Annotated in this window: 25 protein-coding genes; all 25 read right to left on the bottom strand. The window is 64.9% G+C overall.

Annotated elements, in window-relative coordinates:
- Positions 1-7: 7 nt before the first annotated feature.
- The 25 genes from rplO to rpsL all read right to left on the bottom strand — a co-directional run bounded on the left by rplO (position 8) and on the right by rpsL (position 15,079).
- Entirely contained in the window at positions 8-640 is a 633-nt protein-coding gene (rplO, locus tag QF046_RS16115; RefSeq protein ID WP_307371743.1) for a 50S ribosomal protein L15, read from the bottom strand.
- Entirely contained in the window at positions 640-825 is a 186-nt protein-coding gene (rpmD, locus tag QF046_RS16110; RefSeq protein ID WP_193596799.1) for a 50S ribosomal protein L30, read from the bottom strand. The genes rplO and rpmD overlap by 1 nt, the downstream gene beginning before the upstream one ends.
- A complete protein-coding gene (rpsE, locus tag QF046_RS16105; protein ID WP_307371739.1) occupies positions 825-1,517 on the bottom strand; it encodes a 30S ribosomal protein S5 in 693 nt (230 codons plus the stop codon). Before rpsE ends, rpmD begins: the two co-directional genes overlap by 1 nt.
- Positions 1,514-1,873, bottom strand: coding sequence for a 50S ribosomal protein L18 (gene rplR, locus QF046_RS16100; RefSeq protein ID WP_307371736.1), 360 nt, complete (start codon positions 1,871-1,873; stop codon positions 1,514-1,516). Before rplR ends, rpsE begins: the two co-directional genes overlap by 4 nt.
- 2 nt (positions 1,874-1,875) lie before the next feature.
- A complete protein-coding gene (gene rplF / locus QF046_RS16095) occupies positions 1,876-2,412 on the bottom strand; it encodes a 50S ribosomal protein L6 (RefSeq protein ID WP_307371734.1) in 537 nt (178 codons plus the stop codon).
- Positions 2,413-2,418: 6 nt separating this feature from the next.
- Positions 2,419-2,817: a 30S ribosomal protein S8 gene (gene rpsH, locus QF046_RS16090; protein WP_307371731.1), complete on the bottom strand. Its 399-nt coding sequence runs from the start codon at positions 2,815-2,817 to the stop codon at positions 2,419-2,421.
- A 125-nt stretch (positions 2,818-2,942) separates the two neighbouring features.
- On the bottom strand, positions 2,943-3,533 hold the full coding sequence (rplE, locus tag QF046_RS16085) for a 50S ribosomal protein L5 (RefSeq protein ID WP_307371729.1): 591 nt from the start codon (positions 3,531-3,533) through the stop codon (positions 2,943-2,945).
- Positions 3,533-3,892 (bottom strand): 50S ribosomal protein L24, encoded by a 360-nt coding sequence (gene rplX, locus QF046_RS16080; RefSeq protein ID WP_307371727.1) that lies wholly within the window; start codon positions 3,890-3,892, stop codon positions 3,533-3,535. The genes rplE and rplX overlap by 1 nt, the downstream gene beginning before the upstream one ends.
- A gap of 2 nt (positions 3,893-3,894) precedes the next feature.
- Positions 3,895-4,263 carry a 50S ribosomal protein L14 gene (gene rplN / locus QF046_RS16075; protein WP_307371725.1) on the bottom strand — a complete coding sequence of 123 codons (369 nt, stop codon included), beginning with the start codon at positions 4,261-4,263 and terminating at the stop codon, positions 3,895-3,897.
- Between the two features lie 27 nt (positions 4,264-4,290).
- Positions 4,291-4,596, bottom strand: a complete 306-nt coding sequence (gene rpsQ / locus QF046_RS16070) for a 30S ribosomal protein S17 (protein WP_307371724.1) — start codon at positions 4,594-4,596, stop codon at positions 4,291-4,293.
- The gene (gene rpmC, locus QF046_RS16065) at positions 4,596-4,910 is read right to left on the bottom strand and encodes a 50S ribosomal protein L29 (protein WP_307371721.1); all 315 of its coding nucleotides are present in this window, start codon (positions 4,908-4,910) and stop codon (positions 4,596-4,598) included. The genes rpsQ and rpmC overlap by 1 nt, the downstream gene beginning before the upstream one ends.
- Positions 4,910-5,329 carry a 50S ribosomal protein L16 gene (rplP, locus tag QF046_RS16060; protein WP_307371719.1) on the bottom strand — a complete coding sequence of 140 codons (420 nt, stop codon included), beginning with the start codon at positions 5,327-5,329 and terminating at the stop codon, positions 4,910-4,912. Before rplP ends, rpmC begins: the two co-directional genes overlap by 1 nt.
- The gene (gene rpsC, locus QF046_RS16055) at positions 5,329-6,078 is read right to left on the bottom strand and encodes a 30S ribosomal protein S3 (RefSeq protein WP_307371717.1); all 750 of its coding nucleotides are present in this window, start codon (positions 6,076-6,078) and stop codon (positions 5,329-5,331) included. The genes rplP and rpsC overlap by 1 nt, the downstream gene beginning before the upstream one ends.
- The gene (rplV, locus tag QF046_RS16050) at positions 6,078-6,476 is read right to left on the bottom strand and encodes a 50S ribosomal protein L22 (protein ID WP_307371715.1); all 399 of its coding nucleotides are present in this window, start codon (positions 6,474-6,476) and stop codon (positions 6,078-6,080) included. The genes rpsC and rplV overlap by 1 nt, the downstream gene beginning before the upstream one ends.
- A gap of 38 nt (positions 6,477-6,514) precedes the next feature.
- Entirely contained in the window at positions 6,515-6,796 is a 282-nt protein-coding gene (rpsS, locus tag QF046_RS16045; protein WP_307371712.1) for a 30S ribosomal protein S19, read from the bottom strand.
- Between the two features lie 12 nt (positions 6,797-6,808).
- On the bottom strand, positions 6,809-7,648 hold the full coding sequence (gene rplB, locus QF046_RS16040; RefSeq protein WP_307371709.1) for a 50S ribosomal protein L2: 840 nt from the start codon (positions 7,646-7,648) through the stop codon (positions 6,809-6,811).
- A 20-nt stretch (positions 7,649-7,668) separates the two neighbouring features.
- Complete coding sequence (rplW, locus tag QF046_RS16035) at positions 7,669-7,989, bottom strand: 50S ribosomal protein L23 (protein WP_307371707.1); 321 nt, start codon at positions 7,987-7,989, stop codon at positions 7,669-7,671.
- Positions 7,986-8,648: a 50S ribosomal protein L4 gene (rplD, locus tag QF046_RS16030; RefSeq protein WP_307371704.1), complete on the bottom strand. Its 663-nt coding sequence runs from the start codon at positions 8,646-8,648 to the stop codon at positions 7,986-7,988. The genes rplW and rplD overlap by 4 nt, the downstream gene beginning before the upstream one ends.
- Positions 8,649-8,650: 2 nt before the next feature.
- Positions 8,651-9,310, bottom strand: coding sequence for a 50S ribosomal protein L3 (gene rplC / locus QF046_RS16025; protein WP_307371702.1), 660 nt, complete (start codon positions 9,308-9,310; stop codon positions 8,651-8,653).
- 8 nt (positions 9,311-9,318) lie between these two features.
- On the bottom strand, positions 9,319-9,627 hold the full coding sequence (gene rpsJ, locus QF046_RS16020; protein ID WP_193596815.1) for a 30S ribosomal protein S10: 309 nt from the start codon (positions 9,625-9,627) through the stop codon (positions 9,319-9,321).
- Positions 9,628-10,330: 703 nt separating this feature from the next.
- Complete coding sequence (locus QF046_RS16015; RefSeq protein WP_307371699.1) at positions 10,331-10,543, bottom strand: hypothetical protein; 213 nt, start codon at positions 10,541-10,543, stop codon at positions 10,331-10,333.
- Positions 10,544-10,661: 118 nt separating this feature from the next.
- Positions 10,662-11,855, bottom strand: coding sequence for an elongation factor Tu (gene tuf, locus QF046_RS16010; protein ID WP_307371696.1), 1,194 nt, complete (start codon positions 11,853-11,855; stop codon positions 10,662-10,664).
- A 154-nt stretch (positions 11,856-12,009) separates the two neighbouring features.
- Positions 12,010-14,124: an elongation factor G gene (gene fusA / locus QF046_RS16005; RefSeq protein WP_307371694.1), complete on the bottom strand. Its 2,115-nt coding sequence runs from the start codon at positions 14,122-14,124 to the stop codon at positions 12,010-12,012.
- 110 nt (positions 14,125-14,234) lie between these two features.
- Entirely contained in the window at positions 14,235-14,705 is a 471-nt protein-coding gene (rpsG, locus tag QF046_RS16000; protein WP_033106048.1) for a 30S ribosomal protein S7, read from the bottom strand.
- A 5-nt stretch (positions 14,706-14,710) separates the two neighbouring features.
- Positions 14,711-15,079 (bottom strand): 30S ribosomal protein S12, encoded by a 369-nt coding sequence (rpsL, locus tag QF046_RS15995; RefSeq protein ID WP_087130394.1) that lies wholly within the window; start codon positions 15,077-15,079, stop codon positions 14,711-14,713.
- Positions 15,080-15,241: the final 162 nt, after the last annotated feature.

Here is a 15,241-nt window from a genome sequence, read left to right as displayed (position 1 = left end):
CTGCGTGTCAGTTGACCGAACCGCCGGCGGCGACGATCTTCTGCTCTGCACTGCCGGACACCTTGTCGACCGAGACCGAGAGCTTGACCGAGATGTCGCCGTCGCCGAGGACCTTGACCTTCTCGTTCTTGCGCACGGCGCCCTTGGCCACCAGGTCGCCGACGGTGACGTCGCCGCCCTTGGGGTACAGCTCGGCGAGCTTGTCCAGGTTCACGACCTGGTACTCGACGCGGAACGGGTTCTTGAACCCGCGCAGCTTCGGGGTGCGCATGTGCAGCGGCATCTGCCCACCCTCGAAGCCGACCCGCACGGTGTTGCGGGCCTTGGTGCCCTTGGTGCCACGACCGGCGGTCTTGCCCTTGGAGCCCTCACCGCGACCGACACGGGTCTTCGCGGTGTTGGCGCCGGGGACCGGACGCAGGTGGTGCACCTTCAGGACGGCGGGACGGGATGCAGCAGCATCCGCTTCCTTCTTCGCCGGAGCCTTCTTGGCAGCAGCCTTGGCCGGAGCGGCCTTGGATGCAGCGGCCTTCGCCGGAGCAGCCTTGGATGCGGCCGGCTTCTTGGCGGCGGCTGCCTTGGGAGCAGCTGCCTTCTTCGGGGCCTTCTCGGCCTCGACGGCTTCGTTCTTCTCAGCCATTAGTCGATCTCCTCAACCTTGACGAGGTGAGCGACGGTGCGGACGTAGCCGCGCGTCTGCGCGTCATCGGGACGGACGACGGAGTCGCCGATCCGCTTGAGGCCGAGCGAACGCAGCGTGTCGCGCTGGTTCTGCTTCTCACTCACCTTGGACTTGATCTGTGTGACCTTGAGGCGCTCGGCCATCAGGCACCTGCCTTCTGCGCGGCGGCGGCAGCAGCTGCCTTCGCCTCGTTGCGGATGATGATGTCCGGCACGACGGCGTCGTAGTCGAGGCCACGACGAGCGGCGACGGCGCGCGGCTCCTCGAGGCTCTGCAGCGCCTTGACCGTCGCGTGCACGATGTTGATCGTGTTCGACGAGCCGAGGGACTTCGACAGGACGTCGTGGATGCCGGCGCACTCGAGCACGGCGCGGACCGGACCACCGGCGATGACACCGGTACCGGCAGCGGCCGGACGCAGCAGCACCACACCAGCGGCGGCCTCACCCTGCACGGGGTGCGGGATGGTCGAGCCGACGCGGGGAACCCGGAAGAAGTTGCGCTTGGCCTCTTCGACACCCTTCGAGATCGCCAGGGGGACCTCGCGTGCCTTGCCGTAGCCGACACCGACCAGACCGTTGCCGTCACCGACGACCACGAGGGCGGTGAAGCTGAAGCGACGACCACCCTTCACGACCTTCGAGACGCGGTTGATGGTGACGACGCGCTCCAGGAACTGGTTGTCGCCACGGTCGCGCGAGTTGCGGTCGCGGCTCTGACCGCGGTCGCGTCCTCCACGACGGCCGTCGCGCTGCTCGCGCTGCGGCTCGGCCTGAGCCGCAGCCTCGGCAGCAGGAGCGGTTTCGGTCACTTCGTTCTCCTTGTTGTCACTCACAGTGCCAGACCCCCTTCACGGGCGCCGTCGGCGATGGCTGCGACACGACCGGCGTAGCGGTTGCCACCGCGGTCGAACACGGCCTCGGAAAAACCGGCGGCCTTGGCACGCGACGCGACGAGCTCGCCGACCTTGCGGGCCTTGGCGGTCTTGTCACCGTCGAAGGTGCGCAGATCGGTCTCGAGCGTGGAAGCGGATGCCACGGTGTGGCCGGTGCTGTCGTCGACGAGCTGCACGAACACGTGGCGTGCAGAGCGGTTGACGACCAGGCGCGGCCGGGACTCGGTGCCGACGATCTTCTTGCGAAGACGAGTGTGGCGACGAGCGCGGGCGGCGGACTTGGACTTGACAGCCATGGTTACTTACCAGCCTTTCCGGCCTTGCGACGCACGACCTCGCCGGCGTAGCGCACACCCTTGCCCTTGTAGGGCTCGGGCTTGCGGATCTTGCGGATGTTCGCAGCTGCCTCGCCGACAGCCTGCTTGCTGATCCCACTGACGGTGACCTTGTTGGTGCCCTCGACCGTCAGGGTGATCCCTGCGGGCGGGTCAACGAGAACCGGGTGCGAGAAGCCGAGAGCGAACTCGATCGAGCTGCCCTTCTGCTGCACGCGGTAACCGGTGCCGACGACCTCGAGGCCCTTGGTGTAACCCTGGGTCACGCCGATGATGTCGTTGTTGATGAGCGTGCGGGTCAGGCCGTGAAGCGACCGCGACTCGCGCTCGTCGTCGGGGCGGGAGACCAGAACCTGGCCCTCCTGAACCTCGACCTCGATAGGGGAGGCGATCGTCAGTGCGAGCTCTCCCTTGGGGCCCTTCACCGTGACGTCGCGGCCGTCGACCGTAACGGTCACGCCCGCGGGCACCTCGATGGGAAGTCTTCCAATACGCGACATGTCAGATCACCACACGTAGGCGATGACTTCTCCGCCCACGCCCTTCTTCTCAGCCTGACGGTCGGTGAGCAGACCGGAGGAGGTGGACAGGATGGCGACGCCGAGGCCACCGAGGACCTTGGGCAGCTCGGTCGACTTCGCGTAGACGCGGAGACCGGGCTTCGACACGCGCTTGATGCCGGCGATGGAGCGCTCACGGCTGGGGCCGTACTTGAGCGACAGGGTGAGGCTGCTGCCGACGCGGGCGTCGACGACCTCGTAGCCGGCGATGTAACCCTCCTGCTGGAGGATTGCTGCGATGTTCGTCTTGAGCTTGCTCGACGGCATGGTCACTGTGTCGTGGTGCGCCGAGTTCGCGTTACGCAGACGGGTCAGCATATCTGCGACCGGGTCTGTCATTGTCATGGATATCTACTTTCGATCATGAGGTTTCGACGCCCGTTACACGGACGCCGACCTGCGTGAACACACAATCTTCAATTATGCCTTACGGCTGGGACCGCCTGTGACGGCGATCCCAGCCGAAAAGATCATGCGGGGGCGTCAGCAGCCTTGAACGGAAAGCCGAGCGCACGCAGAAGAGCGCGACCCTCGTCATCCGTCTTGGCCGTGGTGACCACGGTGATGTCGAATCCGCGGACGCGGTCGATCTTGTCCTGATCGATCTCGTGGAACACGCTCTGCTCCTGGAGACCGAAGGTGTAGTTGCCGTTGCCGTCGAACTGCTCACCCGACAGACCGCGGAAGTCGCGGATGCGGGGCAGTGCGAGGTTCACCAGGCGGTCGACGAACTCCCACGCGCGGTCACCGCGGAGGGTGACGTGCGCGCCGATCGGCTGACCCTCGCGCAGCTTGAACTGCGCGATCGACTTGCGAGCCTTGGTGACGATGGGCTTCTGACCGGTGATCTTGGTGAGGTCTGCGACCGCACCCTCGATCACCTTGCTGTCACGAGCCGCCTCGCCGACACCGGTGTTGACGACCACCTTGACCAGACCGGGGATCTGCATGACGTTCGCGTAGCCGAACTGCTCCTGCAGAGCCTTCTTGATCTCGGTGTTGTACTTCTGCTTCAGGCGAGGCTGGATCTTGCCAGTCTCTGCAGCAGTTGCGGTTGCCATCAGAGGTCCTTACCTGACTTCTTCGCGTAGCGCACGCGGACCGTGCGCTTCACGCCGTCCTTGACCTGCTCCTCGACGCGGTGGCCGACACGGGTCGGCTTCTTGCTCGAGGGGTCGACGACGGCGACGTTGGAGATGTGGATCGGGGCCTCGACGGTCTCGATGCCACCGGTCTTGGTGCCGCGCTGGCTCTGACCGACACGGGTGTGCTTGGTGACGTAGTTCACGCCCTCCACGACGACGCGGTTCTGCTCGACGAGGATCTCGAGGACCTTGCCCTGCTTGCCGCGGTCGCCGCCCTTGTCCTGCTTGCGGCCGGTGATGACCTGAACCAGGTCACCCTTCTTGATGTTCGCCATGATCAAATGACCTCCGGGGCGAGCGAGACGATCTTCATGAACTTCTTGTCACGAAGCTCACGACCGACCGGTCCGAAGATACGGGTGCCGCGAGGCTCCCCGTCGGTCTTCAGAAGCACGGCGGCGTTCTCGTCGAACTTGATGTATGAGCCGTCCGGACGACGGACAGACTTCTTCGTGCGGACGATGACGGCCTTGACCACATCGCCCTTCTTGACGTTGCCGCCCGGGATCGCATCCTTCACCGTCGCGACGATGGTGTCGCCCAGACCGGCGTAACGGCGGCGCGAACCACCGAGAACACGGATCGTGAGCAGCTCCTTCGCGCCGGTGTTGTCGGCGACCTTGAGGCGGGATTCCTGCTGAATCACTATTACTCCTTGAAGTAAGCCGGAGGCTTACTTGGCCTTTTCGACGATCTCGACCAGGCGCCAGCGCTTGGTGGCGCTCAGCGGGCGGGTCTCAGTGATGACGACGAGGTCGCCGATGCCCGCCGAGTTGGTCTCGTCGTGCACCTTGCGCTTCTCGGTGCGGCGGATGACCTTGCCGTACAGCGGGTGCTTCACGCGGTCCTCGACCTCGACGACGATGGTCTTGTCCATCTTGTCGCTGACGACGTAGCCGCGCTGCGTCTTCCGGTAACCGCGGGCGGCAGCGTCGCGCACATCGTGCGCGCCGTGCTCAGCCGTCTTCTTCTCAGCCATTACTCGGCCTCCTCCTTGGGCGCGTCAGCCTCAGTGGCCTTCTTCGCCTTCGCCTTGGACGCCTTCTTGGCCGGAACCTCGACGGGTGCGGGCGTGGCACGGATGCCCAGCTCGCGCTCGCGGATCACGGTGTACAGGCGCGCGATGTCGCGCTTGACGGCGCGGATGCGGCCGTGGCTCTCCAGCTGGCCGGTGGCCGACTGGAAACGGAGGTTGAAAAGCTCCTCCTTGGCCTTACGCAGCTCCTCGACGAGGCGCTGGTCTTCGAACGTGTCGAGCTCGGCGGGTGCGAGCTCCTTGGTGCCGATCGCCATTACGCGTCGCCCTCCTCGCGCTTGATGATGCGTGCCTTGAGCGGCAGCTTGTGAATGGCCCGGGTGAGAGCCTCGCGTGCGAGCTCCTCAGTGACGCCCGCGACCTCGAAGAGGACACGGCCCGGCTTGACGTTCGCGACCCACCACTCGGGGGAACCCTTACCGGAACCCATGCGGGTCTCGGCAGGCTTCTTCGTGAGCGGACGGTCGGGGTAGATGTTGATCCACACCTTGCCACCGCGCTTGATGTGACGGGTCATCGCGATACGAGCGGACTCGATCTGACGGTTCGTCACATACGCGGGGGTCAGTGCCTGGATCCCATACTCACCGAACGACACCTTGGTGCCGCCGGTGGCCTGGCCCGTACGCTTCGGGTGGTGCTGCTTGCGGTACTTGACCTTGCGAGGGATGAGCATTATGCCGACGCTCCTTCTGCGACAGGCGCGTCGCTGCGGGGAGCGCGGCGACGGTCGCCACCACGCTCACGCTGCGGCTTCATGTTCGCCTGCTCACGTGCGAGTTCCTTGTTGGTGAGGTCGCCCTTGTAGATCCAGACCTTCACGCCGATGCGGCCGAAGGTGGTCTTGGCCTCGTAGAAGCCGTAGTCGATGTTCGCGCGCAGCGTGTGCAGCGGCACACGACCCTCGCGGTAGAACTCCGAACGGCTCATCTCCGCGCCGCCGAGGCGGCCGGAGACCTGGATGCGGATGCCCTTGGCGCCGGCGCGCTGTGCGCCCTGCAGACCCTTGCGCATCGCACGACGGAACGCCACACGAGCAGAGAGCTGCTCGGCGATGCCCTGTGCGACGAGCTGAGCGTCGGCCTCGGGGTTCTTGACCTCGAGGATGTTCAGCTGGATCTGCTTGCCCGAGAGCTTCTCGAGGTCGCCGCGGATGCGCTCGGCCTCGGCGCCACGGCGACCGATCACGATGCCCGGACGGGCGGTGTGGATGTCGACGCGGACGCGGTCACGGGTGCGCTCGATCTCGATGTTCGAGACACCGGCGCGGTCCAGCTGCGTCTGCAGCAGACGACGGATCTTGATGTCCTCGGCGACGTAGTCGGCGTAACGCTGGCCCGGCTTCGTCGAGTCCGAGAACCAACGAGACACGTGGTCCGTGGTGATGCCGAGGCGGAAGCCGTACGGGTTGACCTTCTGGCCCATTACTTGCTCGCCTTCTTCGTCTTGGCCGCCGCGGCCGCCTCAGCGACCTCGGGCGTGCCCAGCACGACCGTGATGTGGCTCGTGCGCTTCTTGATCTGGAACGCGCGACCCTGAGCACGGGGCTGGAAACGCTTGAGCGTCGTGCCCTCGTCGACGTACGCGTTCTTCACGTACAGGTCCTGCTCGTCCAGGAACTCGCCGTCGCGATCGGCCTTGACCTGTGCGTTCGCGATCGCAGCGTGCACGAGCTTGTAGATCGGCTCGCTTGCGCCCTGCGGGGCGAACTTCAGAATGGCCAGTGCTTCCTGCGCCTGCTTGCCCTTGATGAGCGCGACGACACGACGAGCCTTCTGAGGGGTCACGCGAATGTGCTTGACGCGTGCGATGGAATCCACCATTGTTCTCCTCCTCTGTTTCTGTCCAGAGCGTCACCGCGTCAGCGGCGACGGCCCTTCTTGTCGTCCTTCACATGGCCGCGGAAGGTGCGGGTGGGCGCGAACTCGCCCAATTTGTGGCCGACCATGGCCTCGGTCACGAACACAGGGATGTGCTTGCGGCCGTCGTGGACGGCGATCGTGTGACCCAGCATGGACGGGATGATCATCGACCGGCGGGACCAGGTCTTGATGACGTTCTTGGAACCGGCTTCGTTCTGACCGACCACCTTGCGAAGCAGGTGCTCATCGACGAAGGGGCCCTTCTTAAGACTGCGTGGCATCTTCCTCTACTCCTACTTGCGCTTCTTGCCGGCGTTGCGGCGACGCACGATGTACTTGTCGCTTTCCTTGTTGGCGTGACGGGTACGACCCTCAGCCTGGCCCCAGGGGGAGACGGGGTGACGTCCACCGGACGTCTTGCCCTCGCCACCACCGTGCGGGTGGTCGACCGGGTTCATGGCCACACCACGGACGGTCGGGCGGATGCCCTTCCAGCGGTTGCGTCCGGCCTTGCCCCAGTTGATGTTCGACTGCTCGGCGTTGCCGACCTCGCCGATCGTCGCACGGCAGCGCGCGTCGACGTTGCGGATCTCGCCCGAAGGCAGACGCAGCTGAGCGTAGGGACCGTCCTTGGCGACCAGACGCACCGAGGCGCCGGCCGAACGTGCCATCTTCGCTCCGCCACCGGGGCGCAGCTCGATCGCGTGGATGACGGTACCGGTGGGGATGTTCTTCAGCGGCAGGTTGTTGCCGGGCTTGATGTCAGCGCCGGCACCCGACTCGACGATGTCGCCCTGCTTCAGCTTGTTCGGCGCGATGATGTAGCGCTTCTCGCCGTCGAAGTAGTGCAGCAGCGCGATGCGTGCGGTGCGGTTGGGGTCGTACTCGATGTGAGCGACCTTGGCGTTGACGCCGTCCTTGTCATTGCGACGGAAGTCGATGACGCGGTACTGACGCTTGTGTCCACCACCGATGTGGCGGGTGGTGATGCGGCCCTGGTTGTTGCGACCACCGGTCTTCGAGAGCGGACGCAGCAGCGACTTCTCCGGCGTCGATCGAGTGATCTCGGCGAAGTCTGCCACCGACGAGCCGCGGCGACCGGGGGTCGTGGGCTTGTACTTGCGAATAGCCATTATCTGTCCTTATCCCCCGGTCAGCCGACGGCCGTGAAGATGTCGATGGAGCCCGACTTCAGCGCGACGATGGCGCGCTTGGTGTCCTTGCGCTTGCCGGTGCCGAAACGGGTGCGGCGGGTCTTGCCGACGCGGTTGATCGTGTTGACCGAAGCCACCTTGACGCCGAAGATCTTCTCGATGGCGAGCTTGATCTCGGTCTTCGAAGCGCGGGGGTCCACGAGGAAGGTGTACTTGCCCTCGTCGATCAGTCCGTAGCTCTTCTCGGAGACGACCGGGCCCAGGATGATGTCGCGCGGGTCCTTGTTCAGTGCCGTCGCGAGGGTGTTCTGCTCGGTCATGCCGAGACCTCCTCGGTTGAGCCGGTCTTCGAGGCGATGAAGGCCTCGAGTGCGGGCTTGGTGAAGACGATGTCGTCGGAGACGATCACGTCGTAGGCGTTCAGCTGGTCGAAGCTGAGCACGTGAACGTTCGGCAGGTTGCGGACGCTCTTCACGGTCAGCTCGTCGTTGCGCTCGATGACGACGAGCACGTTCTTCGGACCGGCGACGGCGGCGAGCAGGCTCGCAGCGATCTTGGTCGAAGGAGCGCTGTCGGCGACGAACGCCTCGACTGCGTGCAGGCGCTCACCGCGGAAGCGGTCGCTGAGCGCGCCCAGCAGGGCGGCGGCGATCATCTTCTTGGGGGTGCGCTGCGAGTAGTCGCGCGGCTTCGGGCCGTGCACGATGCCACCACCGGTCATGTGCGGTGCGCGGATCGAGCCCTGACGGGCGTTACCCGTGCCCTTCTGCTTGAAGGGCTTGCGGCCTGCACCGGAGACCTCACCGCGACGCTTGGTCGAGTGGGTGCCCTGGCGTGCGGCAGCGAGCTGCGCGACGACGACCTGGTGGATCAGCGGAACGTTGGTCTTCACATCGAAGATCGAGGCGGGCAGCTCGATGGAGCCGGCCTTCTTGCCGTCGACCGCGAAGACCTCGAGCGCGAGAGTCGAGTCAGCCATGTTCAGGCACCCTTCACTGCGTTGCGGACGAAGACGATGCGGCCACGTGCGCCGGGGACGGCGCCCTTGACGAGCATGAGTCCCTTCTCGGCGTCGACGGCGTGCACCGTGAGGTTGAGGACGGTCACGCGCTCGCCACCCATACGGCCGGCCATGCGCATGCCCTTGAAGACGCGGCTCGGGGTCGACGATGCGCCGATCGAGCCCGGCTTGCGGTGGTTGCGGTGCGAACCGTGGGATGCCGAGACGCCCTTGAAGTTGTGACGCTTCATGACACCGGCGAAGCCCTTGCCCTTGCTGGTGCCGACGACGTCGACCAGCTGGCCCGCCTCGAAGGTGCCGTCGACCGTGAGCTCCTGGCCCAGGGTGTAGTCGCCGGCATCCGCGGTGCGGATCTCGGTGACGTGACGACGCGGCGTGACGCCGGCTGCCTCGAAGTGAGCGGTGAGGGGCTTGTTGACCTTGCGGGGGTCGATCTGGCCGTAGGCGATCTGAACGGCCTTGTAGCCGTCCGTCTCGAGCGTGCGAAGCTGGGTGACCACGTTGGGCGCCAGCTCGATCACGGTGACGGGGACGAGCTTGCCGCTCTCGTTCCACACCTGGGTCATGCCGAGCTTGGTGCCGAGCATGCCCTTGGAAATCTTTGCGTTGATGTCAACCATGTCGATCCTTACAGCTTGATCTCGATGTTGACGTCAGCCGGCAGGTCGAGACGCATCAGCGAATCGACGGCCTTGGGCGTCGGGTCGACGATGTCGATCAGACGCTTGTGCGTGCGCATCTCGAAGTGCTCGCGGCTGTCCTTGTACTTGTGGGGCGAACGGATCACTGCGATCACGTTCTTCTCCGTCGGAAGCGGCACCGGGCCGACGACAGTCGCGCCCGCACGGGTCACGGTGTCGACGATCTTGCGCGCCGACGTGTCGATGACCTCGTGGTCATACGACTTCAGGCGAATGCGGATCTTCTGTCCCGCCATTGTCTGCTCTCTCTCAATAAGCGTCTTACCGACCGGGGCCGGGTGACCCTGGGGCATTGGACGCGCGTCGGCGCTGTTCGCGCCTCGGCACTTGCGCACCGCTGTTCTCTTTTCACCCCGCCGACAGCAGCACGGAGGCCGTCTGTCATTCAGGTGGGAGGTGTTCTGCTGCCCGTGGCCTAGAACCCTGTGCCCGCTCGAAGCGAGGACACCGTCTATGCACGTTCGTGGCAGTGATCCCGCGCATCACGAAGAGCGCAGGAATGTGGAACCTGTCTATTCTGCCATGCCGGATTCGTGAACCGCAAACCCGGGCGTGTCGCGCTCCGATATCGGGCTGCTCAAGACGCTGGACGGAGCATCCCCATGCTCCGTCCAGCGCCATGGGAAGCCCGGTGGGAGGGGACGCACCGGGCGGGAGGAGCCGACGAGAAGGGATGCCGACTGCCTCGTTCAAGGACGCGAATCGAAGCTCGCGCGGACATGACGATGCATCCGTGGTCATCCCACGCGCTCAGCACGGTGTTCCCCATGATGAATCCCCAGTCCTTCCGGACGCTGTGCCCCCACAGCATCCGTGCCGCAAGATCCCCAGGCGGCGCTCACAGTCTAGGGGAGATTCCCCTCCACGGACATAGTCCGGGCAAAGCAGAAGGCGACGCACCTCGCGGGTGCGTCGCCTTCTGTCAGTGATCGAGCGTCCTCACTCGTTCCCGAGTGACTGGTCGGCGGCATCGCGGATGTCGTCGATCTTCTCGGAAGCGCCCGGGGCGAGCTTCTTCGCGAAGTCCGCGACTCCGTCGAGCACCTTGTCGCTGATGCCCTCGGCCTGCTCGCTGTGGACGGCCTCGTCGACCTTGTCCTTGTTCTGCTCGTACAGATCCTTGCCCTTGTTCACGATGTCATCGAGACCCATGGGTTTCCTCCCCTGTCGGTTGACGCATTCTGCGTAACTACAGTTCTACGCGATGCGGACCGGATACGACAATGGGGCCGAGCCCGAAGGCTCGACCCCATCGTGGTGATGCAGGTGCTTACGCGACGACCTTGGTCACCGTTCCGGCGCCGACGGTGCGGCCACCCTCACGGATCGCGAAGCCGAGGCCCTCTTCCATGGCGATCGGCTGGATCAGCTCGACGGACATGTCGGTGGTGTCGCCGGGCATGACCATCTCGGTGCCCTCGGGCAGCGAGATGACGCCGGTGACGTCGGTGGTGCGGAAGTAGAACTGCGGGCGGTAGTTCGTGTAGAACGGGTTGTGACGGCCACCCTCGTCCTTCGAGAGGATGTACGCAGTGCCCTCGAAGTTGGTGTGCGGGGTGATCGAGCCCGGCTTCACGACGACCTGACCGCGCTCGACGTCCTCGCGCTTGGTGCCGCGGAGCAGCAGACCGCAGTTCTCGCCGGCCCATGCCTCGTCGAGCTGCTTGTGGAACATCTCGATTCCGGTGACCGTGGTCTTCTGCGTCGGGCGGATGCCGACGATCTCGACCTCGGAGTTGATGGCCAGCGTGCCACGCTCGGCGCGGCCCGTGACGACGGTGCCACGACCGGTGATCGTGAAGACGTCCTCGATCGGCATCAGGAACGGCTTGTCACGGTCGCGCTCCGGGTCCGGAACGCTGTCGTCGACGGCCTGCATGAGCTCGAGGATCTTCTCGACCCACTTCTCTTCGCCCTCGAGCGCCTTCAGCGCCGAGACCTGAACGACGGGAGCGTTGTCGCCGTCGAAGCCCTGCGAGGAGAGCAGCTCGCGAACCTCGAGCTCGACGAGCTCCAGGATCTCCTCGTCGTCGACCATGTCGCTCTTGTTCAGCGCGACCAGCAGGTACGGCACGCCGACCTGCTTGGCGAGAAGCACGTGCTCGCGCGTCTGAGCCATCGGGCCGTCGGTGGCGGCGACCACGAGGATCGCGCCGTCCATCTGCGCAGCACCGGTGATCATGTTCTTGACGTAGTCGGCGTGGCCGGGGGCGTCGACGTGCGCGTAGTGACGCTTCGGGGTCTCGTACTCGATGTGCGAGATGTTGATCGTGATTCCGCGCTGACGCTCCTCGGGAGCCGAGTCGATCGAGGCGAAATCACGCTGGACGTTGGTGTCCGACGGGTACTTGTCGGCGAGCACCTTCGAGATCGCGGCAGACAGCGTGGTCTTGCCGTGGTCGACGTGACCGATCGTTCCGATGTTGACGTGCGGCTTGGTCCGCTCGAACTTGGCCTTGGCCACTGGGTCCTCCTCAGGACGTTCGTGTAGTGATTACCGGGCACTGGATTGTGACCGGGTCCCTACTGATTTCGGTTTCTCAGTTTAGTAGAGAGTGAATGTGAAGTTGTGGGGTACTCTCCCGGGCTCCGCGAGGAGCCCGGGAGAGCGGAAGGGCTTACTCGCCCTTGGTCTTCTGGATGATCTCATCCGCAACCGCGCGCGGAACCTCAGCGTAGCTGTCGAACTCCATCGAGTAGACGGCACGACCCGAGGTCTTCGAGCGCAGGTCACCGATGTAGCCGAACATCTCCGACAGCGGAACCGACGCACGCACGACCTTGACGCCCTGGGCGTCCTCCATCGACTGGATCTGGCCGCGACGCGAGTTCAGGTCGCCGATGACATCGCCCATGTACTCCTCAGGAGTACGCACCTCGACCGCCATGAGCGGCTCGAGCAGCACCGGGTTGGCGCGACGTGCGGCTTCCTTGAAGCCCATGGAACCGGCGATCTTGAACGCCATCTCCGAGGAGTCGACGTCGTGGGCGGCACCATCGACGATGGTCGCCTTGACGCCGACCATCGGGAAGCCCGCCAGGACGCCGACGTTCATCGCGTCCTGGAAACCGGAGTCGATCGAGCCGATGTACTCGCGCGGGATGCGACCACCGGTGACGGCGTTCACGAACTCGTAGGTCTTGTCGCTGTCGAGCTCGAGCGGCTCGATGTTGAACTGGATCTTCGCGAACTGACCCGAGCCACCGGTCTGCTTCTTGTGCGTGTAGTCGTGCTTCTCGACGAGCTTCTTGATCGTCTCGCGGTACGCCACCTGCGGCTTTCCGACGTTCGCCTCGACGTTGAACTCGCGCTTCATGCGATCCACGAGGATGTCGAGGTGCAGCTCGCCCATGCCCTTGATGGTCGTCTGCCCGGTCTCGGGGTTGAGCTCCGTGCGGAAGGTCGGGTCCTCCTCAGCGAGCTTCTGGATGGCGACACCCAGCTTCTCCTGGTCGGCCTTGGTCTTCGGCTCGATGGCGACCTCGATCACCGGCTCGGGGAAGGTCATCGACTCGAGCACGACGGGCGCCGCCGGGTCGGTGAGGGTGTCACCGGTGGTGGTGTCCTTCAGGCCGATGACCGCGTAGATGTTGCCCGCGGTGACCGAGGGAACCGGGATCTCCTTGTTGGCGTGCATCTGGAAGATCTTCCCGATGCGCTCCTTCTTGCCCTTGGTCGAGTTGACGACCGCCGAGCCGGAATCGAGGTGACCCGAGTAGACGCGGACATAGGTGAGACGCCCGAAGAACGGGTGCACGGCGACCTTGAACGCCAGCGCCGCGAACGGGTCGTTGGCGTCGGGGTGACGCTCGATGATCGTGTCGTAGTCCTTCGGGTCGTGCGCCTGGATGGCACCGACGTCGAGGGGGTTCGGCAGGTAGTCCACGACCGCGTCGAGCATCGGCTGCACGCCGCGGTTCTTGAACGCCGAACCGCAGAGCACCGGGTAGATCTCCGATGCGACGACCATCTTGCGGATGGCGCCCTTGATCTCGGCGACCGTGAGGTCCTCGCCACCGAAGAACTTCTCCAGCAGCGCGTCGTCGGTCTCGGCGACGGTCTCCAGAAGTGCCTGACGGTACTCGGCGGCCTTCTCCACGAGGTCGGCGGGAATCTCCTGGACCTCGTACTTGGCGCCCATCGTCACGTCGCCCTTGGAGTCACCCTCCCAGACGAGTGCACGCATCTCGACGAGGTCGACGACTCCGACGAACTCGCTCTCAGCGCCGATGGGCAGCTGCAGAACGAGCGGCTTCGCACCGAGACGGTTGACGATCGTGTCGACGGTGTAGTAGAAGTCGGCACCGAGCTTGTCCATCTTGTTGACGAAGCAGATGCGGGGCACGTTGTACTTGTCGGCCTGACGCCACACGGTCTCGGACTGGGGCTCGACGCCCTCCTTGCCGTCGAAGACGGCGACGGCACCGTCGAGGACGCGGAGCGAGCGCTCCACCTCGACCGTGAAGTCCACGTGACCGGGCGTGTCGATGATGTTGATCTGGTTCTTGTCCCAGTAGCAGGTCACGGCGGCAGACGTGATCGTGATGCCGCGCTCCTTCTCCTGCTCCATCCAGTCGGTCGTCGAAGCGCCGTCGTGGGTCTCGCCGAGCTTGTGGTTCACACCCGTGTAGAACAGGATGCGCTCGGTGGTGGTGGTCTTGCCGGCATCGATGTGCGCCATGATGCCGATGTTGCGGACCTTGCTCAGGTCTGTGAGCACTTCTTGTGCCACGGGGGTTCCTCCGGGATGGTTCAGGAACGAACAGAGAGTGGGAGCGGATGCCGCGTCAGCGGCCGCAAGGCCGAAGACTGACTGGTGTCGTGCGGCATCCGCTCAGCTCATTACCAGCGGTAGTGAGCGAATGCGCGGTTCGACTCGGCCATCTTGTGGGTGTCTTCGCGGCGCTTGACCGCGGCTCCCAGGCCGTTCGATGCGTCGAGGATCTCGTTCTGCAGGCGCTCGGTCATCGTCTTCTCACGACGACCCTTCGCGTAGCTGACCAGCCAGCGAAGCGCGAGGGTGTTCGCGCGGTGCGGCTTGACCTCGACGGGAACCTGGTAGGTCGAGCCACCGACGCGGCGGCTGCGGACCTCGAGGGTCGGGCGCACGTTGTCGAGCGCCTTCTTGAGGGTGGCGACGGCGTCCTGGCTGTTCTTCGCCTCGACACCGCGGAGGGCGCCGTAGACGATCGACTCAGCGAGGGACTTCTTGCCGTCGACGAGGATCTTGTTCACCAGCGAGGTGACGATGGGTGCGCCGTATACCGGGTCGTTGACGACGGGGCGCTTGGGTGCGGGTCCCTTACGAGGCATCTAACTCAACCCTTCTTCGCGCCGTAGCGGGAACGAGCCTGCTTACGGTTCTTGACGGCCTGGGTGTCGAGTGCACCGCGGACGATCTTGTAGCGGACGCCGGGGAGGTCCTTCACACGGCCACCGCGGACGAGCACGAGCGAGTGCTCCTGGAGGTTGTGGCCCTCACCGGGGATGTAGGCGGTCACCTCAGCACCGTTGCGGAGCTTCACGCGAGCGACCTTGCGCATCGCCGAGTTCGGCTTCTTCGGGGTGGTGGTGTACACGCGGGTGCACACGCCGGCCTGCTGCGGGTTCGACTTCAGAGCGGGCGCCTTGGTCTTCGAGACCTTGGGCGAACGTCCCTTGCGAACCAACTGCTGAATAGTTGGCACGTTCTCTCCTAATAGTGCTGCACGGTGACAGCGTGATGGGTGTCACATCATGACCCACCGGCAGAGCGGAACCGCCCTGCTTTTGATGTGATGGGTATGCCGTGGAGGCGAATCGGCGGTGCCGACGCCCAGCGTGTGCGCACAGCTGCGCGCACACCCGAT

The organism is Microbacterium sp. W4I4 (assembly GCF_030816235.1).
Classification (GTDB): Bacteria; Actinomycetota; Actinomycetes; order Actinomycetales; family Microbacteriaceae; genus Microbacterium.
This window is presented reverse-complemented; position numbering and strand designations above follow the sequence as displayed.